The organism is Pseudomonas sp. LFM046, assembly GCF_000949385.2.
In the GTDB taxonomy this organism is placed as follows: domain Bacteria; phylum Pseudomonadota; class Gammaproteobacteria; order Pseudomonadales; family Pseudomonadaceae; genus Metapseudomonas.
In genome coordinates, this window is record NZ_JYKO02000001.1 from 2358214 (window position 1) to 2383786 (window position 25573).

20 protein-coding genes are annotated in these 25573 nt (G+C 65.4%); 11 read left to right on the forward strand and 9 right to left on the reverse strand.

Features of this window, described 5'->3' with window-relative positions; genetic code table 11:
- Positions 1–32: 32 nt before the first annotated feature.
- The 5 genes from TQ98_RS10935 to TQ98_RS10955 all read left to right on the forward strand — a co-directional run bounded on the left by TQ98_RS10935 (position 33) and on the right by TQ98_RS10955 (position 5675).
- Positions 33–1652 carry an acyl-CoA synthetase gene (locus TQ98_RS10935; RefSeq protein WP_044872867.1) on the forward strand — a complete coding sequence of 540 codons (1620 nt, stop codon included), beginning with the start codon at positions 33–35 and terminating at the stop codon, positions 1650–1652.
- Between the two features lie 17 nt (positions 1653–1669).
- Positions 1670–2437 carry a 3-hydroxyacyl-CoA dehydrogenase gene (locus TQ98_RS10940; RefSeq protein ID WP_044872868.1) on the forward strand — a complete coding sequence of 256 codons (768 nt, stop codon included), beginning with the start codon at positions 1670–1672 and terminating at the stop codon, positions 2435–2437.
- A 10-nt stretch (positions 2438–2447) separates the two neighbouring features.
- A complete protein-coding gene (locus TQ98_RS10945) occupies positions 2448–3635 on the forward strand; it encodes an acetyl-CoA C-acyltransferase (protein ID WP_044872869.1) in 1188 nt (395 codons plus the stop codon).
- 10 nt (positions 3636–3645) lie between these two features.
- Positions 3646–4773 carry an acyl-CoA dehydrogenase family protein gene (locus TQ98_RS10950; protein ID WP_044872870.1) on the forward strand — a complete coding sequence of 376 codons (1128 nt, stop codon included), beginning with the start codon at positions 3646–3648 and terminating at the stop codon, positions 4771–4773.
- Positions 4774–4904: 131 nt separating this feature from the next.
- Entirely contained in the window at positions 4905–5675 is a 771-nt protein-coding gene (locus TQ98_RS10955) for an enoyl-CoA hydratase (protein WP_044872871.1), read from the forward strand.
- Positions 5676–5818: 143 nt separating this feature from the next.
- On the opposite strand, the gene TQ98_RS10960 is transcribed toward TQ98_RS10955, so the two are convergent.
- The gene (locus tag TQ98_RS10960; protein WP_044872872.1) at positions 5819–6742 is read right to left on the reverse strand and encodes a LysR family transcriptional regulator; all 924 of its coding nucleotides are present in this window, start codon (positions 6740–6742) and stop codon (positions 5819–5821) included.
- A gap of 153 nt (positions 6743–6895) precedes the next feature.
- Between TQ98_RS10960 and TQ98_RS10965 the strand changes: the two genes are divergently transcribed.
- On the forward strand, positions 6896–8125 hold the full coding sequence (locus TQ98_RS10965) for an acyl-CoA dehydrogenase (protein ID WP_044872873.1): 1230 nt from the start codon (positions 6896–6898) through the stop codon (positions 8123–8125).
- 138 nt (positions 8126–8263) lie between these two features.
- On the opposite strand, the gene TQ98_RS27895 is transcribed toward TQ98_RS10965, so the two are convergent.
- From TQ98_RS27895 to TQ98_RS10975, 3 genes are all read right to left on the reverse strand, one after another.
- Positions 8264–8437 carry a hypothetical protein gene (locus TQ98_RS27895; protein ID WP_177410168.1) on the reverse strand — a complete coding sequence of 58 codons (174 nt, stop codon included), beginning with the start codon at positions 8435–8437 and terminating at the stop codon, positions 8264–8266.
- Positions 8430–9440: a TerC family protein gene (locus TQ98_RS10970; RefSeq protein WP_044872874.1), complete on the reverse strand. Its 1011-nt coding sequence runs from the start codon at positions 9438–9440 to the stop codon at positions 8430–8432. Before TQ98_RS10970 ends, TQ98_RS27895 begins: the two co-directional genes overlap by 8 nt.
- Before the next feature lie 335 nt (positions 9441–9775).
- On the reverse strand, positions 9776–11143 hold the full coding sequence (locus TQ98_RS10975; RefSeq protein ID WP_044872875.1) for a phosphate ABC transporter substrate-binding/OmpA family protein: 1368 nt from the start codon (positions 11141–11143) through the stop codon (positions 9776–9778).
- 275 nt (positions 11144–11418) lie between these two features.
- On the opposite strand from TQ98_RS10975, the gene TQ98_RS10980 reads away from it, so the two are divergent.
- Positions 11419–11748 carry a YegP family protein gene (locus TQ98_RS10980; RefSeq protein ID WP_044872876.1) on the forward strand — a complete coding sequence of 110 codons (330 nt, stop codon included), beginning with the start codon at positions 11419–11421 and terminating at the stop codon, positions 11746–11748.
- A 70-nt stretch (positions 11749–11818) separates the two neighbouring features.
- Here TQ98_RS10980 and xthA read toward each other — a convergent pair whose 3' ends face one another.
- On the reverse strand, positions 11819–12631 hold the full coding sequence (xthA, locus tag TQ98_RS10985; RefSeq protein ID WP_044872877.1) for an exodeoxyribonuclease III: 813 nt from the start codon (positions 12629–12631) through the stop codon (positions 11819–11821).
- 188 nt (positions 12632–12819) lie between these two features.
- Here xthA and TQ98_RS10990 point away from each other — a divergent pair, with 188 nt between their 5' ends.
- The 3 genes from TQ98_RS10990 to TQ98_RS11000 are packed head-to-tail and all read left to right on the forward strand — an operon-like array spanning position 12820 to position 18893.
- Positions 12820–13473 (forward strand): GNAT family N-acetyltransferase, encoded by a 654-nt coding sequence (locus TQ98_RS10990; RefSeq protein WP_044872878.1) that lies wholly within the window; start codon positions 12820–12822, stop codon positions 13471–13473.
- A 48-nt stretch (positions 13474–13521) separates the two neighbouring features.
- Entirely contained in the window at positions 13522–15252 is a 1731-nt protein-coding gene (locus TQ98_RS10995; protein WP_044872985.1) for an autotransporter assembly complex family protein, read from the forward strand.
- The gene (locus TQ98_RS11000; protein WP_044872879.1) at positions 15249–18893 is read left to right on the forward strand and encodes a translocation/assembly module TamB domain-containing protein; all 3645 of its coding nucleotides are present in this window, start codon (positions 15249–15251) and stop codon (positions 18891–18893) included. The genes TQ98_RS10995 and TQ98_RS11000 overlap by 4 nt, the downstream gene beginning before the upstream one ends.
- 186 nt (positions 18894–19079) lie before the next feature.
- On the opposite strand, the gene TQ98_RS11005 is transcribed toward TQ98_RS11000, so the two are convergent.
- The 4 genes from TQ98_RS11005 to TQ98_RS11020 all read right to left on the reverse strand — a co-directional run bounded on the left by TQ98_RS11005 (position 19080) and on the right by TQ98_RS11020 (position 24067).
- Positions 19080–20582, reverse strand: a complete 1503-nt coding sequence (locus tag TQ98_RS11005; RefSeq protein ID WP_044872880.1) for an aldehyde dehydrogenase — start codon at positions 20580–20582, stop codon at positions 19080–19082.
- 27 nt (positions 20583–20609) lie between these two features.
- Positions 20610–21938, reverse strand: a complete 1329-nt coding sequence (locus TQ98_RS11010; RefSeq protein WP_044872881.1) for an FAD-binding oxidoreductase — start codon at positions 21936–21938, stop codon at positions 20610–20612.
- 23 nt (positions 21939–21961) lie between these two features.
- Positions 21962–22852 (reverse strand): dihydrodipicolinate synthase family protein, encoded by an 891-nt coding sequence (locus tag TQ98_RS11015; RefSeq protein ID WP_044872882.1) that lies wholly within the window; start codon positions 22850–22852, stop codon positions 21962–21964.
- A 264-nt stretch (positions 22853–23116) separates the two neighbouring features.
- Positions 23117–24067, reverse strand: a complete 951-nt coding sequence (locus TQ98_RS11020) for a LysR family transcriptional regulator (RefSeq protein ID WP_044872883.1) — start codon at positions 24065–24067, stop codon at positions 23117–23119.
- Between the two features lie 235 nt (positions 24068–24302).
- Between TQ98_RS11020 and TQ98_RS11025 the strand changes: the two genes are divergently transcribed.
- Positions 24303–25517: an aromatic ring-hydroxylating dioxygenase subunit alpha gene (locus TQ98_RS11025; RefSeq protein WP_103102941.1), complete on the forward strand. Its 1215-nt coding sequence runs from the start codon at positions 24303–24305 to the stop codon at positions 25515–25517.
- The last annotated feature ends 56 nt before the right edge of the window (positions 25518–25573 follow it).

A 25573-nucleotide genomic window follows, 5' to 3' on the forward strand; every position in this document is an offset into this window, starting at 1 on the left:
CATCAAACAAAAACAAACCGGGAGGCCACCCGATGCGCGATTACTTCACCGTTGCCCGCGAGTTCGATTACGCCAACGCCGCTTCCGCCACCCTGGCCGGCGAGCTCGATGCCCTCAACGCCTGCGTCGAATGCTGCGACCGCCATACCGGGGCAGGGCGCGTTGCCCTGGTCTGGGAGGGGCGTAACGGTGAGCGCGCCACCTGGACGTTCGATCAGCTCCAGGAAGCCTCCGCCCGTTTCGCCAACTACCTCGCCAGCCGTGGCGTGGGCGCCGGGGATTGCGTTTCGGGCCTGTTGCCGCGCACGCCGGAACTGCTGATCACCATCCTCGGCACCTGGCGTGCCGGCGCTGTCTACCAGCCGCTGTTCACCGCCTTCGGCCCCAAGGCCATCGAACACCGGGTGCAGGGCGCGGGTTCGAAGCTGGTGGTCACCGATCTCGCCAACCGCCCCAAGCTGGATGACGTGCAAGGCGTGCCGCCGGTGCTGACCGTGGGCAACGATTTCTGGAGCGAACTGGAAGGCCAGCCGGCCAGCTTCGAGCCGGTGCTGCGCAAGGCTTCCGATCCCTTCCTGCTGATGTTCACGTCCGGCACCACCGGCCTGGCCAAGCCGCTGACCGTGCCGCTCAAGGCGATCGTCGCCTTCGTCAGCTACATGCGCGATGCGGTGGACCTGCGCCCGCAAGACAATTTCTGGAACCTCGCCGATCCGGGCTGGGCCTACGGTCTTTACTACGCCGTGACCGGCCCGCTGGCGATGGGGCATGCCACCACCTTCTACGAGGGCGGCTTCACGGTAGAAAGCACCTGCCGGATCATCCGCGAATACGGCATCACCAACCTGGCCGGTTCGCCAACGGCCTACCGCCTGCTGCTGGCCGCTCGCGACGAGGTAGAAGCGGCCATCAAGGGCAACCTGCGTACCGTCAGCAGTGCCGGTGAACCCCTTACCCCGGAGGTGATCCGCTGGTTCGCCGAGGGCCTGGGCTGCACCATCCACGACCACTACGGCCAGACCGAACTGGGCATGGTGCTGTGCAACCATCACGCCCTGGAGCATCCGGTGCGCCTGGGCGCAGCCGGTTTCGCCATGCCCGGCCACCGCGTCGTGGTGCTGGACGACCAGCATCGCGAACTGCCCGCCGGCCAGCCCGGCATCCTGGCCCTGGACATGCCGCGCTCGCCGCTGTTCTGGTTCCCCGGTTATCAGGGCATGGCCACCAAGGCATTCGTCGGTGACTACTATCTGAGTGGTGACACCGTGGAGCTGAACGACGACGGCAGCATCAGCTTCGTCGGCCGTGCCGATGATGTGATCACCACGTCCGGCTACCGGGTCGGCCCGTTTGATGTGGAAAGCGCGTTGATCGAGCATCCGGCCGTGATCGAGGCCGCGGTGATCGGCAAGCCTGACCCGGAACGCACCGAACTGGTGAAGGCCTTCGTCGTGTTGCATGCCGGCTTTGATGCCAATGCCGAGTTGGCCGAAGCGCTGCAGCAATACGTGCGCAAGCGCCTGTCCGCCCATTCCTATCCGCGCGAAATCGAGTTCGTCGCGGAATTGCCCAAGACCCCGAGCGGCAAGATCCAGCGCTTCCTCCTGCGCAACCAGGAGATCGCCAAGGCCCAGGCGGCCGCCGCTCATTGATCCGAGGAGTAGAGAACGTGCGTATCGAGAATTCCGTTTTCCTGGTGACCGGCGGCAGCTCCGGCCTGGGCCTGGCCACCGCCCGCGAACTGGTGGGGCAGGGTGGCAAGGTGGTGCTGGTGGACATCAATGCCGAAGCCGGCGCCGCCCGTGCCGAGGAGCTGGGCGCCAACGCTCGCTTCGTCAAGGCTGACATCACCCGTGAAGAGGACGCCTGCGCCGCCGTGGCCGCCGCTGTCGACGCCTTTGGTGGCCTGCACGGGCTGGTCAACTGCGCCGGAGTTGCACCGGCCGAAAAGGTGGTGGGCCGCAATGGGGCCCACGGCCTGGACAGCTTCCGCCGGGTGATCGAAGTGAACCTGATCGGCAGCTTCAACATGCTGCGCCTGGCCGCCGAGAAGATGGCCGGTGGCGAGCCCAACGCCGAGGGCGAGCGCGGCGTGATCATCAATACCGCCTCGGTAGCCGCCTTCGACGGGCAGATGGGGCAGGCCGCCTATTCGGCCTCCAAGGGCGGTGTGGCCGCCATGACCCTGCCGGTGGCCCGCGACTTGGCGCGCTCCGGTATCCGCGTGATGTGCATCGCCCCCGGCATTTTCGAGACGCCGATGATGGCTGGCATGCCCCAGGACGTGCAGGACTCCCTGGCCGCCAACGTGCCGTTCCCGCCGCGCCTCGGCCGTCCGGCGGAATACGCCGCGCTGGCCCGCCACATCATCGAGAACAGCATGCTCAACGGCGAGACCATCCGCCTGGATGGCGCGCTGCGCATGGCCGCCAAGTAAGGAGGACGCCATGAACAAAGATCCCATCGTTATCGTCAGCGCTGCCCGTACCCCCATGGGCGGCTTCCTTGGCGACTTCAAGGACATGACCGCCGCCCAGCTCGGCGCCGCCGCCAACCGTGCCGTGCTGGAGCGCGCCGGCCTGCCGGGTGACGCCGTGGACGAAGTCATCATGGGCTGCGTGCTGCAGGCCGGTCAGGGCCAGGCGCCGGCTCGCCAGTCCGCCCTCGGCGCGGGCCTGCCCCAGGGCGTGGTCTGCTCCACGGTGAACAAGATGTGCGGTTCCGGCATGAAAACCGTGATGCTGGCCCACGACCTGCTGGTCGCCGGCAGTGCCGATGTGGTGCTGGCCGGGGGCATGGAGAGCATGTCCAACGCGCCGTACCTGCTGGAGCGGGCTCGCTCCGGTTACCGCATGGGCCACGGCAAGGTCCTCGACCACATGTTCCTCGACGGCCTGGAGGACGCCTACGACAAGGGCCGCCTGATGGGCACCTTCGCCGAGGATTGCGCCCAGGCTTATGGCTTCACCCGCGAGCAGCAGGACGCCTTCGCCATCGCCTCGCTGACCCGCGCCCAGAAAGCCATGGCCGACGGCCGCTTCACCGCCGAGATCGCAGCGGTGGAAGCCAAGTCCGGCCGTGACGTGGTGACCGTCTCCCAGGATGAGCAGCCGCCCAAGGCCCGCCTGGAGAAAATCCCGACCCTGAAACCGGCGTTCCGCGAAGGCGGCACCGTCACCGCGGCCAACTCCAGCTCCATTTCCGACGGCGCCGCGTCGCTGCTGCTGATGCGCCTGTCCGAGGCGGAAAAGCGCGGCCTGACCCCGCTGGCGCGCGTTGCCGGTCATGCCTCCTTCGCCCAGGCGCCGAACCTCTTCACCACTGCGCCGGTGGGGTCCATCCAGCGTCTGCTGGCACGTACCGGCTGGACCCTGAGCGATGTGGAGCTCTTCGAAATCAACGAGGCCTTCGCCGTGGTGCCCATGGTGGCCATGCGTGACCTGGACATCTCCCACGACAAGCTGAACGTGCACGGCGGTGCCTGCGCCCTGGGCCACCCGATTGGGGCATCTGGTGCCCGCGTGCTGGTGACCCTGCTCAGTGCGCTCCAGCAGTACGGCCTCAAACGCGGCGTGGCGTCGGTGTGCATCGGTGGCGGTGAAGCGACTGCCGTGGCCATCGAGCGCATGAGCTGAGGAAACTGCGATGATCCCGAACGAAGACGAAATCCAGATCCGCGACATGGCCCGGCAGTTCGCCCAGGAGCGGCTGAAGCCCTTCGCGGCCGACTGGGACCGCGAGCACCGCTTTCCCGCCGAGGCGATCCGCGAGATGGCCCAGCTGGGCTTCCTCGGCATGCTGGTGCCGGAAGAGTGGGGTGGTGCAGCTACCGGCCATCTGGCCTACGCCATGGCCCTGGAGGAGATCGCCGCCGGCGATGGCGCCTGTTCCACCATCATGAGCGTGCACAACTCGGTGGGCTGCATGCCCATCCTCAAATACGGCAGTGAGGAGCAGAAGCGGCGCTTCCTGGTTCCGCTGGCCACGGGTGAGATGATCGGTGCCTTTGCCCTCACCGAACCCCAGGCCGGCTCCGACGCCAGCGACCTACGCACCCGCGCCCGCCGCGACGGCGATCATTACGTGCTGAACGGCGCCAAGCAGTTCATCACCTCTGGCAGCCATTCGGGAATGGTGATCGTCTTCGCGGTGACCGATCCACAGGCGGGCAAGAAGGGCATCAGCGCCTTCATCGTTCCCACCGACACCCCCGGTTATCAGGTGGTGCGGGTGGAGGACAAACTCGGCCAGCACGCCTCGGATACCTGCCAGATCCAGTTGGACGAGGTGCGCATCCCGGCGTCCCTGCGCCTGGGCGAGGAGGGCGAGGGCTACCGCATCGCCCTGTCCAACCTGGAAGGCGGGCGGATCGGCATTGCCGCCCAGTCGGTGGGCATGGCGCGGGCGGCCTTCGAAGCGGCGCGCGACTACGCCCACGAACGCAAGACCTTCGGCAAGGCCATCATCGAGCATCAGGCCGTGGCCTTCCGTCTTGCGGACATGGCCACCCAGATCGCCGTGGCGCGGCAGATGGTCCATCACGCTGCCAGCCTGCGCGAGGCCGGGATGCCCTGCCTGACCGAGGCGTCCATGGCCAAGCTGTTCGCCTCGGAGATGGCGGAGAAGGTGTGCTCAGCGGCCATCCAGACCCTCGGCGGCTACGGCTACCTGAAGGACTTCCCGGTGGAGCGCATCTACCGCGATGTGCGCGTGTGCCAGATCTATGAAGGCACCAGCGACGTGCAGCGGATGGTCATCGCCCGCAATCTCTGACCTGTTGGGGCTGCTGCGCAGCCCTTGGCGAATGAAATTGCCCCTACAACGGGCTGCTTTCCCTGTAGGGGCGAATTCATTCGCCAACCGGGCCGCAGGCCCGGCCTTCTCCCTCATTCAGGAACCCTCCCATGACCCACCAAACCCTGCTGGTGGAGCAGGCTGGCGCTGTCGGCCTGGTCACCCTCAATCGCCCCGAAGCGCTGAACGCCATCAACACCCAGCTCATCGACGAGCTGAACCAGGTGCTCGACGGATTCGAACGTGACCCCGCCATCGGCTGCGTGCTGATTACCGGCTCCGCCAAAGCCTTCGCCGCCGGCGCCGATGTCAAGGAAATGGCCCAGTTGTGTTTCCCCGGCACTTACCTCGACGACTTCCTCGGCCGCTGGGACCGGGTGGCGCAACGGCGCAAGCCGATCATTGCCGCCGTGGCCGGTCACGCCCTGGGTGGTGGCTTCGAGCTGGCGCTGATGTGCGACTTCATCATCGCCGCCGACAGCGCCCGCTTCGGCCTACCGGAGGTGAAGCTGGGGGTGATCCCCGGTGCCGGCGGTGTCCAGCGCCTGACGCGCCTGGTGGGCCGTGCCAAGGCCATGGAAATGCTCCTGACCGGCCGCACCATGGACGCCGCCGAAGCCGATCGCTGCGGCGTGGTGGCGCGGGTGGTGCCGGCGGCGGAGCTGCTGGACGAGGCCATGGACACCGCGACGCGCATTGCCGGGCAATCGCGCACGGCGGTGATGATGCTCAAGGAGTGCGTCAACCGGGTGGATGAGGGATCACTGGGAGAGGGGCTGCGCTTCGAGCGGCGGATGTTCCAGGCCGTCTTCGCCACGCCGGATCAGAAGGAAGGCATGGGCGCCTTCATCGAGAAGCGCAAGCCGAATTTCGGGCGGTAATTCAGGGCGGAATGTTGTTCTTGTAGGGGCGAATTCATTCGCCAAGGGCAGCGAAGCTGCCCCCCTTTTTAGGTCGATGGGCAGACCTTCGGCCTGCTTGGCGAATGAATTCGCCCCTACAGGGTGTTCAGCCCCGCAAAGGGTCAAGCCCTTTCCTTCAGCTCCTGCGCCGTCACCTGCTGGCAGATCTCGATGATCTGTTCGCGCATCCAGCGGTTGGCCGGGTCCTGGTCGGTGCTTTCGTGCCAGTAGAGGTGGGTTTCCAGGGCGGGCACGTCGTGCACCGGGAGGTCCACGAAGTGCAGGTCATGGCGACGGGCGAAGCGCTCGGGGACGGTGATGGCCATGTCGGTGCTGTGCAGCACGGTGGACGCCATCAGATAGTGCTGCGAGCGCAGGGTCACCTTGCGCTGGAAGCCCATCTTGCCCAGTGACAGGTCCACATAGCCCAGGCCACTGCGGCGGCTGGAGATCTGGATGTGGGACAGCGACAGGTATTCGTCCAGGGTGATCTTGCCCTTGGCCAGCGGGTGGCCGCGGCGCATGGCGCACACGTAGCGGTCTTCCATCAGCTTGACGTGGCGCACCTGGGGGTCGGTGTTCAGCGGAGCGTCCACGGCGAAGTCCAGACGGCCGGCGGCCAGTTCCTTGGTGGTTTCCCGGCGCTTTGCCAGGAAGCTCTCGATCTGCACCGTTGGCGCCAGGCGGCGCAGACGCTGGAACAGCAGCGGCAGGATCACCGTCTCGGTGAGGTCGGTCATGCTGATGCGGTAGGTCTTGTTCGCCTGGGCCGGGTTGAAGGTGCGGCTTTCCTGCACGGACACCCGCAGCAGCTGCAGAGCGTTGCGCACCGGGCCGATGATGTTCTGCGCCATGGGCGTCGGCACCATGCCCTGGGCGGTACGCACGAACAGCGGATCGTTGAAGGTTTCCCGCAGGCGGGCGAGGGCGTTGGAAACGGCGGGCTGGGTGATACCGACGATCTGGCCGGCGCGGGTCAGGTTGGCCTCGGTATAGATGGCGTCGAAGACGATGAAGAGGTTGAGGTCTACCTTGTTCAGATTCATGCCGGACGTGCTCCTGAAAATTGTTCTTATCAGCGGATCATATATCGGTGATGAATGTTCATAGATGCCGAAAATAGACTAGGGAAATCTTACGCCCTGTTCTAGCATCCTTACCAGACCTCACCACTAGTCACCGCAAAAAGGTAAGCCCGCATGGATTTCGCCTATTCCCCGAAGGTCCAGGAACTGCGTGAACGCGTCACCGCATTCATGGACGCCTATGTCTACCCGGCCGAGCCGGTATTCGAGCAGCAGGTTGCCGAGGGCGACCGTTGGCAGCCCACCGCGATCATGGAAGAGCTGAAGGCCAAGGCGAAGGCCGAGGGGTTGTGGAACCTGTTCCTGCCGGAGTCCGAATACGGCGCGGGCCTGACCAACATGGAATACGCGCCGCTGGCCGAGATCATGGGCCGCTCCCTGCTGGGGCCGGAGCCCTTCAACTGCTCCGCGCCGGATACCGGCAACATGGAAGTGCTGGTGCGCTATGCCAATGAAGAGCAGAAGCGCCGCTGGCTGGAGCCGCTGCTGCGTGGCGAGATCCGCTCTGCGTTCGCCATGACCGAGCCGGGCGTGGCCTCGTCCGACGCCACCAACATGGAAGCCCGCGCCGTGCGCCAGGGCGACGAGTGGGTGATCAATGGCCGCAAGTGGTGGACCTCCGGTGCCTGCGACCCGCGTTGCAAGGTGATGATCTTCATGGGCCTGACCAACCCGGACGCGCCGCGCCACCAGCAGCACTCGATGATCCTGGTACCCACCGACGCCCCCGGCGTGAAGATCGTCCGTCCGCTGCCGGTGTTCGGCTACGACGATGCGCCCCATGGCCACGCCGAAGTGCTGTTCGACAACGTGCGTGTGCCCTACGAGAACGTGCTGCTGGGCGAGGGCCGTGGCTTCGAGATCGCCCAGGGCCGCCTCGGCCCGGGCCGTATCCACCACTGCATGCGTTCCATCGGCATGGCTGAGCGCGCCCTGGAGCTGATGTGCAAGCGCGCCGTCAGCCGCACCGCCTTCGGCAAGCCCCTGGCGCGTCTGGGCGGCAACATCGACAAGATCGCCGACTCGCGCATGGAAATCGACATGGCCCGCCTGCTGACCCTGAAGGCGGCCTACATGATGGACACCGTGGGCAACAAGGTGGCCAAGAGCGAGATCGCCCAGATCAAGGTCGTGGCGCCCAATGTTGCCCTGCGGGTGATCGACCGCGCCATCCAGATCCATGGCGGCGCCGGCGTCTCCAACGACTTCCCGCTGGCGTACATGTATGCCATGCAGCGCACCCTGCGCCTGGCTGACGGCCCGGACGAAGTGCACCGCGCGGCCATCGGCAAGTACGAGGTCGGCAAGCACGTGCCCAAGGAAATGCTGCGCAGCGGTCACTGATCGCCAGCCAGAAAAAAGCCCCGCATTCGCGGGGCTTTTTTGTTGGTTCGTAGGGTGGATGTCGCTTTTCACGTCCACCATCGGCGCCACCGGGCCATCCGTTGGTGGACGTGAAAAGCGTGATCCACCCTACGGACTTCACTCGTCCGATTGCGGGTTCCGGGCCCTCAGCCACCCCATCCGCAGGTGCAACTGGGCGGCGAAGGCGCGGGCGGCCAGTTCCTCCTGGAAGGTCAGGGCGCGAGGTCCCATGCGGACGCGCCAGAATATCCGGCCATTTTTCTCGAAGGGCTCAATGCGCACTTCATCCATGTTTCTCCAGGTCTCCCGTGCTCTGGGCCGGGCGGTCGCGGGTCTTCAACAAGGAGAGGATCACACCGCCGGCAAGTAGACCGAAGGTTACGCCAAGGGACAGCAGCGGGGGAATCTTGCCGATGAAGCCGTGCAGGAAAATCTTGCCGCCGATGAAGATCAACACCAGGGCCAGGGCGTACTTCAGGTAGACGAAGCGGTGCATCAGCGCCGCCAGGGCAAAGTACAGGGCGCGCAGGCCGAGGATGGCGAAGATGTTCGAGGTGTAGACGATGAACGGGTCCTGGGTGATGGCGAAGATTGCCGGGACGCTGTCCACCGCGAACACCAGGTCAGCCAGCTCGATCAGCACCAGTGCCAGGAACAGCGGAGTGGCGTAGAGCAGGGCCTTGCTTTCGCCAACCGGCTTCAGGCGCACGAAGAAATGCGAGCCGTGCAGGTCATCGGTCACGCGGATGTGGCGGCGGACGAACTTCAGCACCGGATTCTTCGACAGGTCCGGATGCGCCTCTTCCCGCGCAAAGAGCATCTTCACGCCGGTGAACAACAGGAAGGCACCGAAGACGTAGAGGATCCAGTCGAACTCCTTCACCAGGGCGCTACCCAGACCGATCATGATGGCGCGCAGCACCACCACGCCGAGGATGCCCCAGAACAGCACGCGGTGCTGGTAGCGGCGGGGAATGGCGAAGAAGCCGAAGATCATGGCCATGACGAAGACGTTGTCCATCGACAACGACTGTTCGATCAGGAAGCCCGTGTAGAACTCCAGGGCACTTTGGGCACCCAGTTCGAACCAGACCCAGATACCGAACAGCACGCCCACGCTGAAGTAGCCGCCGTAGAGCAGCAGGCTTTCGCGCATTTCGATTTCGTGCTGGTCGCGATGAAGCACCCCGAGGTCGAAGACCAGCAGGGCGAGGACGATGCCGAGGAAGACGAGCCACAACCAGGTGGCGGTGCCGAGGAAGTCGGCGGTGAGAAAAGCATGTAGAGCTGCCATGAGCCCCTCCTTCTGTCGTTATAGAAAGGTGACTCCGACATGGCGGCTGGCAAGCCGTCAGAGGGGCCCGGCGTCACAGGGAAAAGCCTAACTGTTGGCCGGGGAAAGGAGGAATGGAGCTGCTGTAACAAATCTTTGCCCTTTGTACGAAATCTCCTAGGAACTGGGCGGATTGTCTGAGCTTTGCGCAGGAACATGCATCCGAGTTCGGCTTGCGGCTGTGCGCTGAAGATCGGCGGGATTTGGATCAGTGGTGGGCCGCAGGGGGGCGGGCGAGGCAGGCAAGGGGGAGGCGGGTGATGCCCCTCACCCGGGCAGGAGAGGGGCTCGCGGGATCAGTACACCCAGACTTCAACGCGGCGATTGCGGATCCGGCCTTCCTCAGCCGTGTTCGCCGCCACCGGCAATTCATCACCAAGGCCGGTGACCTCGCGCAAGGCAACGCCGCCCTTGGCCAGTTCACGGCGTACCGCCATGGCCCGCAGCTTGGACAGCAGTGCAGCGCGCTGCGGGTCCGCCTTGGGATCACCGAAGCCCACCAGCACCACCTTCTGCTGCAGCTTGTCGGTCTTTTTCAGGTAATCCAGCACGCGCTCCACGTCGTGCAGGGCCTTGTTGTCGAGGTTGGCGTTGCCTTCCTGGAAGCGGAAGTTCACCGACAGGCGCTGAGCTTGGCTGGCGAGTTCGCGGTAGCGGGGCGGCATGTCCGGCTGCGGCTGGACCTTGATTGCCTGCACCTGCTGGGCGACGAAGCCGCTCTGGTCGACGATCGCCTGGCCACGCGGGCTCTGGGCGAACTTCACCAGGGCCTTGGCCCAGCGATTCTCCTCGCCCGGCTTGATGTAGAAGAACAGTCGGCGCGACAGCGGGTAATCCTCGGTGGCAATCAGGTCGGTGCTGGGTGGCATGGCCTGGGATTCGCCATCGGCGATAGCCAGGGCGCGGGCCTTGTTGATCGAGGCGAGGCCGACGAAGCCGATGCCCTGCGGGTCGGCGCTGACGGCGGCGGACAGCTTGTCGCTGGATTCGAAGCGCTGGGCGCCAGCAGCCAGGCTCTTGCCCTGGCGGGCGAGCACCAGCTCCTTGAAGGTGTCGTAGGTGCCGGACTGGTCATCGCGGGCGTAGAGATGGATGGCACCGCCTTTGCCGCCGAGCTCTTCCCAGGTCTTCACCTCACCGGCGAACACTGCGGCCAGCTGGGTGGTGGTCAGCGCACGAAGGGGATTGTCCGGGTGCAGGATGATGGCCAGTCCGTCGATGGCGATCACTTGTTCGGCGTGGCGGCTGCGCAGATCGCCGAAGGTCGCAAGGTCATGAACTTCCGCATCCTTGATCGGACGGGAGGACGCGGCGAGGTCGGCGCTGCCGTCCTTCAGTGCAACGAAACCGGTGGAAGAGCCATGGGCTGCCAGTTCCACCTGCAATTCCTTGCCCTGGGCATCGTGGCCGAGGATGTGCACTTCGTTCTCGTGATCGCCTGGCGTCTGGTGAACGGCACGCAGGCCTTCCTCTTCGAGCATGCCCTTGACCAGTGCCGGACCCAACTTGGCGCCGACGGTGTTGGAGCCCTGGATACGCAGGACGGTCTCGGGTTGGGCGGCGAACACCGACCAGGGGAAGGCATAGCAGATGAAACCGAGCAGCAACATGCTGAGGGCATGGCCCCACAGGTCCTTGTCGCTGGCGGTCGTGGCGCGCGGCATGGGCAGACACCTTATTCGAGGGAGGAGAAGGGAGCCGCGAGATTAAGTCAGCAGGGTGACGGAGATATGACAGTAAGCGCTCTGTCCCGCAGCTTCGCGTCTGGATGGGGAAAAATCGCTGGCAGTGGCTTGGCGTTTCCTACGGATCAGTAAGTTCGCTCCTACAGCCCGGAAAATCCTGGCGGGGTAGGGTAGCCCGTTGCTGCAGGGCCCCCTCGGAGAGGCCCGCAGCGGCGCTTGTGCGCATTCCCTGAAATCCCTGAAGGAGTGTTGTGATGAGTGGTTGGTTCGAGCTGCGCAAGAACACGGCAGGCACCTGGCGCCTGCGCTTGAAAGCGGCCGACGCGCAGACCCTGCTGGATACCGGTATCTATGAGAGCCGCGCCGCGGCGGAGGAGGCCATCGTCCTGTTCCGCGAAAACAGCAGGCATGACGAGCGCTATACGAGGCGCATCGATTCGAGCGGCAAGAACTACTTCAAGCTGCGGGCGGCGAACAAGGAGATCATTGCCCGCAGCCACCTGTACGATTCCGAGCAGGCCCTCGAACGGGCCATCGAAACGATCAGCCGAGTGGGCGGAACCCAGCAGGTGAAGGAAGCCTGAGACAGGCGGTGAATGAAAGAAGGCCCATCAGTGATGGGCCTTTTTTCATACGAGCAGTTTCAGCGTCGACTCACGCCAACTCCAACCAGATCGGCGCATGGTCCGACGGTTTTTCCATCCCGCGCAATTCGTAGTCGATGCCGGCGTCCTTCAGTCGCGCCTGCAGCGGCTGGCTGGCGAGGATGACGTCGATGCGCAGTCCGCGCTTGGGGTTGTCCTCGAAGCCGCGGCTGCGGTAGTCGAACCAGCTGAAGCGGTCGTTCACTTCGGGGTTGAGGTGACGGAAGCTGTCCGCCAGGCCCCAGCTCTTCAGGCGGGCCAGCCATTCACGTTCTTCGGGCAGGAAGCTGCACTTGCCGGTCTTCAGCCAGCGCTTGCGGTTCTCTTCGCCGATGCCGATGTCGCAGTCTTCCGGCGAGATGTTGATGTCGCCCATCACCACCAGCGGCTGGCTGGGCTGGAACTGGCTTTCCAGCAGTTGCTGCAGATCGGCGTAGAAGCGCTCCTTGGCCGGGAACTTGACCGGATGATCGCGGTTTTCGCCCTGGGGGAAGTAGCCGTTCATCACGGTTACCGGGTTGCCCTGGGCATCGGCGAAGGTGCCGTAGATGAAGCGGCGCTGGGCATCCTCTGCATCGCCAGGGAAGCCCTTGGAAAGCGACAGCGGCTCCTGGCGGGAAAGCAGGGCGACGCCGTAGTGGCCTTTCTGGCCGTGGTAGTGCACGTGATAGCCGAGCTGGCGGATTTCCGCTTCCGGAAACTGGTCGTCGGAGACCTTGGTTTCCTGCAGGCCGATCACATCCGGCTGGTGCTTGGCGATCAGCGCTTCGAGTTGGTGGGGACGGGCGCGCAGGCCGTTGATATTGAAAGAAACGATTTTCATCGCGGAGGCATCCTGGGAAAAGGTGGATGCTAGCCCATGGCTCGCCATTGAAAAACCTCCCGGACAACGGACAGCGCTTGGATACTCACTCTTTGAAACCGCGCTGTGGCCGGAGCATGGCCGGGTAAGGGAACTGGTGCTAATTTCCCTCTTGGCCCGACAAACCCATAACAAATGAGGTGCCGCGAATGCCCGGTTACATTCCTACTGCGCCGGTCGAGGTGCGCATGCTGGACGGCGGTTATGCCCGCGAAGCGCGCTCGATGCTGTATCACGCCTATCGCCATGAACCTACCTTCGCCTACCTGTTCGAGGCCGAGCGCCCCGGATATGAACAGCGGGTACGGGCCACGATACGGGAGCTGGTGCAGCAACATTTCCTGGAAGACTTGCCGGCCATCGGCCTGCTGATCGAGGAGCGCCTGGTGGGAATCGCCCTGATCGCGCCCCCGCAGCGCCGCCTGGATATCACCGAAAGCTGGGGCTGGCGCCTGCGCATGCTGCTGACGACCGGTTTCCGCTGCACCCGCCGCTACCTCGATTACCACGACGCCGTGCTCGCCTGCCTGCCGCCCGGCCCGTATCACGTGCTGCCGCTGCTGGGCATTCACCCCGAATTCCAGGGTCGCCACCTCGGCGAGAAACTCTTGGAGGCGCTGCACAATTGGTGCGCCGAGGACGCCGGTTCCCAGGGCGTGGTGCTGGATACCGGCAATGCACGCTACCTCGACTTCTACAAGCGCCAGGGTTACGAAGAGGTGGGGGAGGTCGCCTTGGGCCCGTTGGTCGAGCACGTGTTCTTCCATCCCAATCCGCGGCCGGTGATGCAGGCCAGCGGCTGACAGGCTTTTGCGACGGAAGCGGCGGATTGCCGTGGTAGCATGCCGCGCATGAATTTTTGCCAAGGATTGCGCGGGCCGCTGCTGCTGGCCCTGCTCTGTACAAGCAGTCTGGCGCTGGCCAAGGCCACGCTGGATGTGAAGGTCGACCCTGCCAACTCGGCGCTGAAGGCCAATATCGAGGCCTATATCGGTGCCATTGGTGACCGTAATGAAGAGGCCCTGCGACGTTTCCGGCGTGCCGCCGAGGAACAGGCGCGCCTGGCCGCCCAGGCGTTGGGTTACTACCAGACCGAGATCGACAGCCGCGTCGAAGGCGGCAAGAACCCCTCCCTGCACCTGCTGGTGGTCCCTGGCGAACCGGTGCGGCTGCGCAAGGTGGATTTGCGCATCGAGGGCGAGGCCAGCGCGCACAAGGGGTTCCGGGTGCCCGAGAGCAAGGTGCTGAAGCCCGGTGCACAGCTCAACCACGGCGCCTACGAGGATGCCAAGAAACTGATCCAGAACCAGGCGCTGCGCTTCGGCTACTTCGACGGCCGTTTCACCCGCCAGCGACTGGCTATCGACCCGCGCGCCGGCGTGGCGGACATCGAACTGGTGTATGACAGCGGCCCGCGCTACAGCCTGGGCAAGGTGAGCTTCGAGGGCGACACGCCGTTCGACCCGGAACTGTTGGCGCGGCTGGTGCCCTTTCCGGCCAACACCCCCTACGACTCGGACCAGGTCGCCAAACTCAGCCAGAACCTCCAGGCCAGCGGCTACTTCGACGAAGTGCGGGTGGATGCCAGTCCGGTCAAGGACGCCGGCAAGCTGATACCGGTAAAGGTGAAACTGACGACGGTCAAGCCGAGTACCGTAGGCCTGGGCGCGGGTTTCTCCACTGACGTCGGCCCCCGTGCGCGGGCCAACTGGACGCGCCACTGGATCAACCCCCAGGGCCATCGCCTCGGTGCCGAGACCGAGGTGTCGCCGGTGCGGCAGAACGTCGGCACCTGGTACGAGATTCCCCTCGACCCGCCGCTGACCGATACCCTGCGCTTCACCAGCGGCCTGCAGCGGGAGGACCTGGTGGACGTCGAGAGCCAGCGCTTCACCCTGGGTGGCCAGTGGCAGTCAAAGCTGCCCAATGACTGGCAGCGCATCGTCTCCCTGCGTTGGGAGCAGGAAACCTTCGACTTCGGCGACGGCAGCGACGATGGCCGCAGCAGCTTCCTGATTCCCGGCATCAGTTATGGCGTGACCCGCAGCGACAACAAGCTCGATCCCAACCGCGGCTACTCCCTGCAATTCGATGTGCGGGGCGCCAAGGAAGGCATCCTCTCCGACACCGATTTCACCTACGCCAGCGCCATGGCCAAGGGTCTCTACACCTTGCCTGGCGGCCATCGCCTGCTGGGCCGGGCCCAGGCCGGCGGTATCGCCACCACCGATTTCGACGCCATCCCACCGTCCCTGCGCTTCTTCGCCGGCGGCGACCAGAGTGTGCGCGGCTATGACTACCAGACCCTCTCACCGGAAGACAGCAACGGCAAAAAGGTGGGCGGCCGCTACCTGCTGGTGGGCAGCGCCGAGTACCAGTACCCCATCACCGACCGCTGGCGCCTGGCCGCCTTCGTCGATCGTGGCAATGCCATGGATTCCCTCAACGCAGCGATGAAAACCGGCGCCGGCTTCGGCGTCCGCTGGGTCTCCCCGGTGGGGCCGATCCGCCTCGACCTGGCCAAGGCCCTGGATGATCCGGGTGGCTATCGCATCCACTTCTCGATGGGGCCGGAACTGTGAGGCGCGCGTTGAAGATCGGCCTGTCGGGCCTCGCTGTCGTCGTCGCGGCCGTGGTAGCGGTTCCCGCCGTACTGCTGTTCAGCGAAGCCGGTGGACGCTGGCTGCTGGGGCAGGTGCCCGGGCTGGAAGTGGAGGGCTACAGCGGCAGGCTCGGCGGGCGCTGGAGTGCCGAGCGGCTGGCGTGGAAGCAGGAAGGCACTGCCCTTGAAGTGAAGGCACCGTTGCTGGACTGGTCGCCCACCTGCCTGCTGCGCCGGACCCTGTGCATCGACGAGCTGGCCAGCGACAGCATCCGGCTCGATCTGCCCCCGTCGGAGTCTGATTCGGATTCCGGCCCGATCAGCCTGCCGGAACTGCGCCTGCCCCTGGCGCTGCAGGTCGGGCAAGTGCGCATCGGCCGCTTCATCCTCGATGGCACCGATCAGTTGCAGCAGCTCGAACTCGCCGCCCACTGGCAGGCTGACGGCTTGCAACTGGAACGCCTGAGCCTGCGCCGCGACAGCCTGGCCCTGGACCTGCAAGGCTCCCTGCACCCCGAAGGCGGCTGGCCGCTGTCGCTGCAGGGCAGCCTGCGCCTGCCCGCGCCAGGGGATGCGCCCTGGACGCTGGCGCTCAAGGCGGACGGTGACCTGCAAGGTGCGCTCAAGCTCCGGGCCGACAGCAGCGGCTATCTGGCCGGAACGCTCGACGGCGAGTTGCGCCCGCTGGCGGAACACCTGCCGGCCAGCGCCCGCCTGCGGGCGGATGGCTTCAAGGGCAGTGCCGACCTGCCGGATACCTTGACGCTCAACCAGGTGGAACTGAGCGCCACGGGCGACCTCGACAAGGGCTACGTCGTGCAGGGCAAGGCCACTTTGCCCGGCGACGGTGGCGCGGTGGCGCTGGGCCTGGACGGCCGGGTGGATGCCAAGGGCGCGGACGTCCAGCAACTGCTACTGACGGGGGAGCCCGAGCAGACCCTGGCGCTGCAGGGCCGGGTCGACTGGCAGCAGGCGCTGGTCATCGACAGCCGCCTGCAATGGCGCGATTTCCCCTGGCAGCGGCTGTTCCCCCAGGAGCAACCGCCACCGGTGGCGTTGCATCAGCTGGACGCCGAAATGCGTTACACGGAGGCCCGCTACGAGGGCAAATTCGACGCCAGTCTCAAGGGCCCGGCTGGCGATTTCAGCCTGGCCAGCCCGGTGGCCGGCGATCTGGCCAGCGTCAGCCTGCCCGACCTGCAGCTCAAGGCCGGGCAGGGCAGGGCTCAAGGCCAGGTGAAGATCGACTTCGCACAAGGCGTCGGCTGGGACAGCCAGCTGGCAGTGAGCGATCTGGACCCCTCCTACTGGCTGGCCGAGCTGCCGGGCAGGCTGGCCGGCCAATTGCAGTCGAAAGGTGCCTGGCGGAACCAGCGCCTGGAGCTAGCCGCCGACCTTGACCTCAAGGGCCAGCTGCGTGGCCAGCCGGCGCTGCTCCAGGCCAAGGCCGAAGGCGCGGGCGAGCGCTGGCTGCTCAATGCGCTGCAGGTGCGCCTGGGCGACAACAAGGTCGAAGGCAAGGCGCAGCTGGACCAGAAACTCAACGGTCACCTCGATCTCGCCCTGAACCGCCTCGGTCAGCTCTGGCCGAAGCTCTTCGGCAAGGCCCAGGGCCACCTCGACCTCGCCGGCACTCTGCAAGCGCCGCAAGGCAAGTTGACGCTGACTGGCGAACGCATGGGGCAGGGCGAGAACCGTCTCGACCGCCTCAAGCTGGATGCCCAACTGGACGCCGCCCAGCGTGGGCGGGTGCAGTTGCAGGTGGACGGCCTGGCCTCGGGCGACAACGAATTTGGCACCCTGACCGCCGACGGCTCCGGTGATCGCCAGCGTCAGCAACTGGACCTCAACCTCAAGGGCCCGCTGCTCGACCTGTTGCTCGCCCTGGAGGGCAAGCTCGACGGCAGCGACTGGCGTGGCCGCCTGGCGCGGGGCGAGGTCCAGGCCGGTGCCCAGGACTGGCGGCTGGAAGCCCCGGCCAAGCTGGAGCGGCTGGCTGGCGGCAAGATGAATTTCGGTGCCCATTGCTGGCGTTCAGGGCCGGCAAGCCTTTGTGGCGGCGAGCAGCGCCTGCTGCCCGAGCCGAAGCTGGACTACCGCCTGCGCGACTTCCCCCTCGCCAGCCTCGCGCGCTGGCTGCCGGAGGATTTCGCCTGGCAGGGGCAGCTCAACGGTGATCTCAAGCTCGATCTGCCGGCCAGCGGGCCCAACGGCCACATCACCCTGGACGCGGGCAGCGGCGTGCTGCGCCTGAAGGAAGAAGACCACTGGGTCGACTTCCCCTACCAGCGCCTGCTGCTGGACAGCACGCTGCGCCCGCAGCGCATCGACAGCCAGCTGGCGTTCCAGGGCCAGGGGCTCGGCCAGTTGCAGGTGGACGCCCGGATCGATCCGCGCCCGGCCAGTAAGCCGCTCTCCGGGCAGTTCCGCCTGGACGGGCTGGATCTCGCCGTGCTGCGCCCCTTCGTGTCCAAGGTGGAAAAACTGGAGGGCCGCCTGGAAGGGAGCGGGAGCCTGAGCGGGACGCTTCAGTCCCCCTATGTGCTGGGCAACCTGCGCCTGCGTGACGGCCGCATCAGCGGCGGCGAGCTGCCGATGAGCTTCGAGGCACTGGGTCTGAACGCCCGTATCGCCGGGGAGAGCCTGGAACTGAACGGCCAGTGGCGCAGCGGCGAGCAGGGCCAGGGCAGCCTTGCCGGCAACCTGGGCTGGGCCCGGGGGCTGGACCTCGACCTGACGCTGCGCGGCTCGCGCCTGCCTCTGGTGGTGGAGCCCTACGCCAACCTGGAGGTGGAGCCCGACCTGCGCCTCGGCCTGGCCGGGGAGCGCCTGGCGGTGAGCGGCAAGGTGCTGGTGCCGCGCGGCAGGATCAAGATCCGCGAACTGCCTCCGCAAGCGGTCAAGGTGTCGCCGGACGCCCGCGTGGTGGGCGAGCAGCAGGCCGAGCAGCAGCCGCTGCAGATGGCCATGAACGTGGATGTGGAGGTGGGCCAGGAGCGCCTGCAGTTCTCCGGTTTCGGCCTGACGGCGGACCTCCAGGGCCACCTCAAGGTGGGCGACAACCTGAGCGGGCGTGGTGAGCTGGTGTTAAAGAACGGGCGCTACCGGGCCTATGGCCAACGCCTCGATCTGCGCCGCGCTCGTCTGCTGTTCGCCGGCCCGCTGGACCAGCCTTACCTGGACGTGGAGGCTGTCCGCATCGTTGGTGATGTCACCGCTGGCCTGCGCCTGAACGGCCGCGCCGACGAGCCCAGCACCGAAGTCTTCTCCAACCCGGCCATGAGCCAGGAGCAGGCGCTGTCCTACCTCGTCCTCGGCCGGCCGATGGGGGGCGGCGGCGACGGCAACGCCGTGGGCCAGGCGGCCCTGGCCATGGGCCTGTCCGGCAGCGCGCCGCTGACCGGCGAACTGGCCGAGCGCCTGGGGCTCAAGGACCTGCATCTGGGCGACGACGGTGCCACCGGCCAGCTCACCGACCGCCTGAGCATCCGCTACGGCCTTGGCGTGGTGGACTCCACCAGCGTTGTGGCACTGCGCTACGAACTGACCAAGCGCCTTTACCTGGAAGCCGCCAGCGGCCTGGCCAGCTCTCTGGACCTGTTCTACAAGCGGGATTTCTAAGCGTGCGCGTGGAGGCGAATCCGTTCGCGAAAGGGCCGCGAGCAAGCCTGTAGGGGGCGCCGCGCGCACCGGCGGTTTGCTGAGGTGCCGAAGCCGATCCCGGAATCGGTGCGCACAGCACACCCCGTCAGCCAAGTGCTGGCGTCATGCCGCTGCCCGGCCGTTGCCGGCCGGGCAGGAGTGGCGTCAGGCCAGTTGGATCCAGGTGGTTTTCAGCTCGCAGTACTGGTCATGGGCGTAGACGGACTTGTCGCGACCGCCGAAGCCGGACTGCTTGTAACCGCCGAAGGGGGTGGAGATATCGCCTTCGGAGAAGCAGTTGACCGAGACGGTACCGGCACGAATGGCCGAGGCCATGCGATGGGCGGTGTTGATGTTGTCGGTCCAGAGCGAGGCGGCCAGGCCGTAGCAGGTGTCGTTGGCGATGGCGATGGCTTCTTCTTCGGTGTCGAAGGTGATCACCGCCAGGACCGGGCCGAAGATTTCGTCTCGAGCGACGGAAGAGGCATTGGTCACGTTGTCGAAAATCGTCGGTGCGACGAAGTAACCGCCACTTTCCGGATACAGGCGCACGCCGCCGTTAACCAGCCGGGCGCCTTCCGCCTTGGCCTGCTCGATATGGGCCAGCACCTTCTCCATATGGGCCTGCTCGATCAGCGCGCCGAGGCGAACGGACGGGTCCAGCGGGTCGCCGGTGGTCCAGTCCTCCAACTGACGCACCAGCTCGTCGAGCAGGGCGTCCTTGATGGAACGATGGACGATCAGGCGGGACCCCGCCGAGCAGTTTTCGCCCATGTTCCAGAACGCCGCGCTGAGCACATTGCTGGCCACGGTCTGCAGGTCAGAAGCGTCCGCCATGACCACCTGCGGGTTCTTGCCGCCGCACTCCAGCACGACGCGCTTGAGGTTGCTCCTGGCCGAGTATTCCAGGAACAGCCGGCCCACCTCGGTGGAGCCGGTGAAGGCGGCGAGGTCGATGTCCGGATGCAGGCCGATGGCCTTGCCGGCGGTGTGGCCGAGGCCGGGTACCACGTTGAGCACGCCGGCCGGAACACCGGCCTCGAAGGCCAGTTCGGCGAGGCGCAGGGTGGCCAGGGAGGTCAGCTCGGCAGGCTTGAGGATCACGCTGTTGCCGGTGATCAGCGCCGGGCCGAGCTTCCAGCCCGCCATCATGCAGGGGAAGTTCCAGGGCAGTACGGCGCCCACGACGCCAACCGGCTCGCGCTTGATCATGCCGATGTTGCTGGGGTTCGACGGCGAGATGGCGTCGTACAGCTTGTCGCCGGCTTCGGCGTGCCAGCGGATGGTCGCGGCGGTGTCGGGGATGTCGATGGCGAAGCACTCGCCGATCGGCTTGCCGGACTCCAGGGATTCCAGCACCGACAGTTCCAGGCGGTGCGCGTCGATCAGGTCGGCGAAGCGCTGCATGATCGCCTTGCGGCCGGCCGGCGCCAGTTTCGACCAGACGCCGGCTTCGAATGCCGCGCGGGCCGCCTTCACTGCCAGATCGATATCCTCGGCATCGCAGGCGGCGACGTCGGTCAGCACCTGTCCGGTGGAGGGGTTGAGCGTGGCGAACGTGGCGCCCGAGCGGGCGGAAACGAAGCGACCGTTGATGAAGGCCTGGTTGCGGAACTCGAGTCGTTCAAGCTGCTGATCGATGGCGCTGCGGGTGAGAGCGTCGGTCATTGTTGTTCTCCAGAATAGGTCGGGGTCTCAAAGTTCTGCGCCGGCGGTCCATTCCTTCCAGGCAATGGACGAGCGCACGCCAAGGCCCAGGAAGGGCTCGGGCGGGTTGCGGCAAGGTTTGGGTTGTTCGAGCATGCTGCGCAGCAGGTCGCTGTCCATGCCCAGCGCGTATTCGGCGATCAGCTTCCCGGAGATGGTGCCGCGAGTCAGGCCCAGGCCGTTGCAGCAGACCGCGCTGTAGACGCCGGGGGCGATCTCGCCGAACACCGAGCCGGAGTTGCGCGCCAGGCACAACGCGCCACCCCAGGTGTATTCGAACTCGACGCCGGGCAGCATCGGGAAGCGGTTCTCGAAGGACTTGCGATGGGCGCGCCGGACCCGTTCAAGCGTGCTGGCGCTGGCCTGGACCTGCGGGTTGTAGGTGAAGGAGTTGCGGATGCAAATCCGCCCGTTGGCCAGGCGTCGCACCGTGGTGCCCAGCGGGTCGGCCGGGATCAGGCCCCAGGAGTCCTCGCCGCCCAGGGTGGCCAGTTCCTGCGGGCTCAGGCGTCGCGTCATGCTCGCGTAGGTGTACACGGGCAGGATGCGCCCCTTCAGGCCCAACTGGCCGAAGGTGGAGGCGTAGGCGTTGTTCGCCAGCACCAGGCGCGGTGCCTTCACGCACCCTTGCGCGGTGGTCAGGGTGTGGGGTTTGCCGACTTCGATGGTCAGCACCGGGCTGTCTTCGAACAGCCTGACGTTACCCGGCAGGGTCTGCCCCAGACCTCTGGACAGCGCCGCCGGCTGCACCAGGACTGCGCCGGGCGCGTGCAAGCCGGCCTGATAGAAGCTGGTGCCGGTGACGGCCTTCATGTCCTGGGCGTTCAGCATCCTGTAGGGCTCGCCAAGGGCCGAAAGCCCCTTGGCGAACTCTTCCAGGGAGTGGGCACCCCGTTCGTTCACGGCGCCGTGCAGCTTGCCCTGTTCACGCCAGTCGCAGTCGATGCCGTGCTGCTTGACGATCCCGCGCACGTAGTCGATGGCACCACGGCACAGGCGGATGATCTTCTGATCGGCCTCCTGGCTGTTGGTGTAACTGTGCGAGGTGAGGTCGTGGGGCAGGTCGACCATGAAGCCGGAGTTGCGTCCGGCAGCGCCGAAGCCGACCCGCCGGGCGTCGATGAGGACGATCGACGCTTCCGGCTGCAGCTCCGCCAGGCGGCGGGCAGCGGCCAGCCCGGAAAGCCCGGCGCCCAGCACTACCCAATCCGCCTGCACGGTACCGCGCAGAGAGGTGCCGGGCGGTGGCGGCGGCAGGGTTTCATACCAACCGCAGCGGCCGTCATTCTGGGGCAGGAAATTGCATTGAAGCTGCATGGGACGCCTCCAGTACCAGCGAACTAACCGCGATGGGCAATCAGTTGCTCGTAGGTGCGAGCAAAGGTGGCTTTCTCGTTCGCGCTCAGTGGCAGCAGCGGACGGCGGGTCGGGCCTACCGGCAGGCCGGCCAGTTCGCAGCCGTACTTGATGTACTGGCAGAACTTCCCGCCTTGTTCGAGCAGGTTGAGCATCGGCAGCAGGCGGCTGGCCAGGTTCCGGCCGGCGATCATGTCCTGCTCCACTACGCAGGTGCGGTACAGCGCGATGTGCTCGGGGGCGAGGAAGTTGGAGGCGCCGGCAACCCAGCTACGGGCGCCCCAGGTGAAGAATTCCAGCACCTGGTCATCCATGCCGCAGCTGACCTGCAGCTGGCCGGCGTATTCCTGGGTCAGGGTGTGCATGCGCTCGATGGAGCCAGTGCTTTCCTTGATCGCCTGGAAGTTCGGACGCTGCTTGAGGGCGTCGATGAACTCGAAGCTCATGGCCGTGCCGGTACGGGCGGGGAAGTTGTAGAGCATGGTCGGCATGTCGAGGGCGTCGTCCACGGCGCAGGCATGGGCGAGCAGTTCATCCTGGGTCGGCTGGCAGTAGTAGGGCGCGGCCAGGAGGATGCAGTTGAAGCCGGCCGACTTGGCGTAGCGACCGAGGTCCAGGCTTTCTTCCGTGGTGGTGGCGTTGATGCCCGCCATCAGGGGGATGCGTCCCGCCGCCAGCTCTGCAATCGCGTCGAACAGCTTCTTCCTCTCACCATTGCTCAGGGCGTAGTACTCGCCGGTGGTGCCACCGACGATCAGGCCATGGATGCCGTGGCCGATCAGGCTGTCGATCACCGGGGTCAAGGCAGCGAAGTCAATGGAACCCTCTTGGGTGAAGGGCGTAACAACGGGGGTCCAGACACCATCAAAGTTCATGTAATCACCTAGCCGAACAAGTTGTATTTGTTGGGAATTTCGGCTTGAAGATTAATGACGCGATTCTTACGCCAACAAGCAACATTTAGGGCTGGCAATCAATGATCGGAGGTTATGGGTTTCTGATAGGAGTGCAGAAAATAAAAAACCTGCGCAAGGCAGGTCTTTTGGTTTTTAGCGATCAGATTGTTGCAGTCGATACTATCGAGTCGTGACTGCCGCTAATAACAACCAGAAGTTGGGGCTGACAATAACGCCAGGTATTCAAACCTGGGATATCAGCCAGTCGCGCAGACGACAGCAAGCCTCGTCATCCTCTTTGTCTTCGTTGAAGGTCAGGTAGTGCTGGCTGTCCTTGAGCACCAGTTCGTGTTCGACCGGCCGAACCAGCAGACCCTGGGCAACCAGGTGACCCACCAGGTGATTCCAGCCAAGGGCGACGCCCTGGTGGCTCAGGACCATCTGGATCAGCAGGTTGTAGTCGTTGGCGTTGAAGAAGTGGGGGGCATTGGCCGTGCGTGTCTCGATGTCGATGTCGTGGAAGGCCAGCCAGACTTTCCAGTCTACGTGCTCGGCCACCTGGGAGCGGCCATAGGGGCTGAGGTTCAGCAGCACGCTGTCGCGCAACCCTTCCAGGCTGCCCAGCTCCGGGTGCTGCTCCAGGTATTGGGGTGTGCACACCGGGTAGATCACATCGTGCATCAGCGGGTAGCTGCGATAGCCCTCCCGAATCTTGGCCATCTTGGTGACGAAGATGTCGGGGCGCACGCCGGGTTCCATCGAGAGGAAGTTCTGCGTGGTGATCAGGTTGAGGTCCACATCCGGGTTCGCGCTGAAGAAGCTCGGCAGGCGATGGGAAAGCCACAGCGCGGAAAACGCCGGCGAGCAGCAGAGGGTGAGCACGCGCTTGGTCGTGCTGTGGCTGCGGATTCGCTCGGCGGCCTGGGAGATGTTGACGAAGGATAACTGCACCGCATCGAAGAAGATCGAGCCGGCTGCAGTGAGCTCCACGGCGCGTCCCACACGCTTGAACAACTCCGCGCCCAGGTAGGTTTCCAGTTCGCGAATCTGGCGGCTGATCGCGGCCTGGGTCACGCACAGGGCTTCCGCCGCGCGGGTGAAGTTCTGGTACTTCGCCGCCGCGACGAACGACTTCACGGCGCGAAGGGAGGGCATTTTGATCAGGGTCTGATCGGGTTCGGTGTGTTTAACCATAACTTCAGGTAATCAAGAGCCTGGATAAAAAGTCGATTCTGCCGGCCGGCAACCTGATCCTAGACTGCGGGCAATCGCGGCGCAGTGGCTTTGCAGACAGCCTGGGTCTCCCGGCGGGTACTTGCGCATAAGCCTGACATCGGAAAATGCGAACTGTCGAGTCCGCACTCCGTGTTCGCCGCAATTGGCAAATCCCGACAAAACCTCCCGTGCCTGATCTGGAGTGCGCATGACAATGAACAATAACGCCGCCGCCGTACTGGACCTGATTCGCCAGCGCAAGGAGCGCCATGCCCTGCCTGGCGCTGCCTACAGCGCCGCCGAGGTGTATCGCCAGGACCTGGAACAGATCTGGCACAAGGAATGGATCTTCGCGGGCCATACCTTCGAACTGGAGAAGCCCGGCCAGTACCTGACCCTGCAGATCGGCGACTACCCCATTGCCGTGGTGCGGGGTGGCGATGGCCAGGTCCGTGCCTTCCACAATGCCTGCCGGCATCGCGGGTCCAAGGTGTGTACCGAAGCGAAGGGCAAGGTCGCCAGGCTGGTTTGCCCGTATCACAAGTGGGCGTTCGATCTGGATGGAAAGCTGCTGTTCGCCCGCAACATGGGCCCTGATTTCGACGCCGCCGACTACGGTCTGAAGCCGGCTCACTGTCAGGTCGTGAACAGCTACATCTACGTTTGCGTCGCCGAGACGGCGCCGGATTTCTCCCGGTTCCGCGACGCCGTTTCCCCGTTCATCACCCCGCACAACCTGGAAGACTGCAAGGTGGCGTTCGAGTCCAACCTGGTGGAGCGGGGCAACTGGAAGCTGGTCTTCGAGAACAACCGCGAGTGCTACCACTGCGACGGCAGCCATCCGGAACTGCTGAATTCCTTTGTCGAGAACCTGTCCGTTGCCGGTGTCGGCGGGGAAGAAGACCCGGAACTGGTCGCGCATTGGAACCGCTGTGAAGCGGCCGGGCTGCCCAGCCGACTGGTGATGGACGATGCCGGGCAGTACCGCATGACGCGTATTCCGCTTTCGACCGGGGCCGTCAGCTACACCATGGACGGCAAGCCTGCCGTGGCCAGGCGTCTGGATCGCAGCGGCGAGGAGAATATCGGTGCGCTGCTGTACTTCAACTATCCCTCGACCTGGAACCACTTCCTGGGCGATCACGCGTTGAGTTTCCGGGTGCTGCCGCAAGGCCCCAACGAGACCCTGGTCACCACCAAATGGCTGGTGCCGAAGGACGCCCAGGAAGGCATCGACTACGACATCGAGCGCCTGACCCGTGTCTGGATCGCCACCAATGACCAGGACCGGCGCCTGGTCGAGGGCGCCCAGGCCGGCGTCAGCTCGCCTGCCTATGAACCCGGTCCGTACTCATCGATTGCGGAGAACGGCGTGTGCCAGTTCGTGGATTGGTACTGCGCGACCATGACCGGCCGACTGGCCGACTGATCGCCCGCTTTCGCTCGATTCAGCCCTGTCTCATCGGTCCGGTGAGGCGGGGCTTT

Excerpts from the sequence above, each read along its gene's own strand:
- TQ98_RS10965 (WP_044872873.1), top strand. The coding sequence starts at position 6,896 with ATGGATTTCGCCTATTCCCCGAAGGTCCAGGAACTGCGTGAACGCGTC.
- TQ98_RS11010 (WP_044872881.1), bottom strand. The coding sequence starts at position 21,938 with ATGCAGCTTCAATGCAATTTCCTGCCCCAGAATGACGGCCGCTGCGGT.
- TQ98_RS10970 (WP_044872874.1), bottom strand. The coding sequence starts at position 9,440 with ATGGCAGCTCTACATGCTTTTCTCACCGCCGACTTCCTCGGCACCGCC.
- TQ98_RS10950 (WP_044872870.1), top strand. The coding sequence starts at position 3,646 with ATGATCCCGAACGAAGACGAAATCCAGATCCGCGACATGGCCCGGCAG.
- TQ98_RS10975 (WP_044872875.1), bottom strand. The coding sequence starts at position 11,143 with ATGCCGCGCGCCACGACCGCCAGCGACAAGGACCTGTGGGGCCATGCC.
- TQ98_RS10990 (WP_044872878.1), top strand. The coding sequence starts at position 12,820 with ATGCCCGGTTACATTCCTACTGCGCCGGTCGAGGTGCGCATGCTGGAC.
- TQ98_RS10955 (WP_044872871.1), top strand. The coding sequence starts at position 4,905 with ATGACCCACCAAACCCTGCTGGTGGAGCAGGCTGGCGCTGTCGGCCTG.
- TQ98_RS11025 (WP_103102941.1), top strand. The coding sequence starts at position 24,303 with ATGAACAATAACGCCGCCGCCGTACTGGACCTGATTCGCCAGCGCAAG.
- xthA (WP_044872877.1), bottom strand. The coding sequence starts at position 12,631 with ATGAAAATCGTTTCTTTCAATATCAACGGCCTGCGCGCCCGTCCCCAC.
- TQ98_RS11015 (WP_044872882.1), bottom strand. The coding sequence starts at position 22,852 with ATGAACTTTGATGGTGTCTGGACCCCCGTTGTTACGCCCTTCACCCAA.
- TQ98_RS27895 (WP_177410168.1), bottom strand. The coding sequence starts at position 8,437 with ATGGATGAAGTGCGCATTGAGCCCTTCGAGAAAAATGGCCGGATATTC.
- TQ98_RS11005 (WP_044872880.1), bottom strand. The coding sequence starts at position 20,582 with ATGACCGACGCTCTCACCCGCAGCGCCATCGATCAGCAGCTTGAACGA.
- TQ98_RS11020 (WP_044872883.1), bottom strand. The coding sequence starts at position 24,067 with ATGGTTAAACACACCGAACCCGATCAGACCCTGATCAAAATGCCCTCC.
- TQ98_RS10980 (WP_044872876.1), top strand. The coding sequence starts at position 11,419 with ATGAGTGGTTGGTTCGAGCTGCGCAAGAACACGGCAGGCACCTGGCGC.
- TQ98_RS10945 (WP_044872869.1), top strand. The coding sequence starts at position 2,448 with ATGAACAAAGATCCCATCGTTATCGTCAGCGCTGCCCGTACCCCCATG.
- TQ98_RS10935 (WP_044872867.1), top strand. The coding sequence starts at position 33 with ATGCGCGATTACTTCACCGTTGCCCGCGAGTTCGATTACGCCAACGCC.
- TQ98_RS10960 (WP_044872872.1), bottom strand. The coding sequence starts at position 6,742 with ATGAATCTGAACAAGGTAGACCTCAACCTCTTCATCGTCTTCGACGCC.
- TQ98_RS10995 (WP_044872985.1), top strand. The coding sequence starts at position 13,522 with ATGAATTTTTGCCAAGGATTGCGCGGGCCGCTGCTGCTGGCCCTGCTC.